Here is a 1,178-nt window from a genome sequence, read left to right on the forward strand (position 1 = left end):
GAGGGCGGGATCCGGGGCCGCGTCGGCCCGCGCCGCGCCGGCTGCGGGATCCCCCGCGCGGGAGCGGAGGCGCAGCAGCACCGGGACGTGCGCGAGCCCGATGGCCGCGAGGAGCGCCGCGGCGAACCAGGAGACCGCGTCGGGCAGGTCGGTCACGGTGAGGAGCAGGAGGACGGCGAGGGCCAGCACGACGCGCAGCCCGGAGTCGGCGAGCAGCACCCGGGAGTACGCGGGGACGTCGCCGCGCGCCACCATCGCGCCGCGGGCCGTGAACTGCAACGCGGAGACCGGCGCGACGAGCGCGTACGCGACCACGAGGCCCGCCGGCATGCCCGCGCCGAGGAGCAGCGGCGAGGCCGCGGCGACCACGACGACGCCGGCGAGCGCGACGACCGAGGACAGCGCGAGGGCGGACCGCACGGCGGCCCGGACATCGCGTCCGTGAGCCCCCAGGCGCGCGAGCTCCTGCTCGACCGGCAGGAAGAGGCCGAAGCCGACGACCAGCGCGACCGACCAGAACACGGAGAACATGTCGAACGCGGCGTCCCCGGCGGCGGCGTCCGGCGCGAGGGCCGCGACGCCGCGGGAGACGATGCCGAGGAAGACGTAGGTGACGAGGCCGGTGACGACCGTGGCCCCCATCACCAGCAGCGCCCGACGGGAGGCGCTGGGGTGGGCGGTCATCGCATCAGGCTACCGTCCGGGATCCGGGCGAGCCGATCCTGTACCCTCGGGTCACTGTGCCGTCCTCCTCCCCCGCGCCCGCGTCCGACTCGCCCACGACCCCGCGGAGCGCGACCCGGCGGCCCGGGTCCGCGCTGCTGGCCGGCCTCCTCGGGGTGGTGGCCATCGCCTCGGGAGGGCTCCTCGCGCTGGCCCCGGTCGACACGGCGGACGTCCGCGTGGCGTGGCCCCAGGACGCCTCGGACATCCGCTCCACGTCCCTCCTGCTGACGAACCAGACGCCGCACGCGCTCGACGTCTCCTTCACGTCGGGCGCCGTCGAGGCGGCCGCCGCGACGGACGACGGCGTCCTCCTGGCCACCATCGACCCGGCCGAGCCCGAGGCCGCGACCGACGGCCTCGTCCTCACCGCCTCCGGCACGGCGCTCACGCTGCAGGTGGACGGCAGGACCGAGCGCCTCCCTGTCACGGCGGGCGACGACGTCTCCTACGCG

The 1,178-nt window shown here is 76.9% G+C and carries 2 protein-coding genes; one reads left to right on the forward strand and one right to left on the reverse strand.

The genetic code is table 11. The annotated features are described in order from the left end of the window. Positions 1-684, reverse strand: a 684-nt coding sequence (locus DZG00_RS15590) for a hypothetical protein (RefSeq protein WP_199689839.1), incomplete at its 3' end; no start/stop codon positions are given. Positions 685-740: 56 nt separating this feature from the next. Between DZG00_RS15590 and DZG00_RS15595 the strand changes: the two genes are divergently transcribed. Then, a partial coding sequence (locus DZG00_RS15595) for a hypothetical protein (RefSeq protein WP_147360073.1) occupies positions 741-1,178 on the forward strand: 438 nt, incomplete at its 3' end.

The sequence above is a fragment of the Clavibacter lycopersici genome (assembly GCF_003576405.1).
Taxonomy (GTDB): Bacteria; Actinomycetota; Actinomycetes; order Actinomycetales; family Microbacteriaceae; genus Clavibacter; species Clavibacter lycopersici.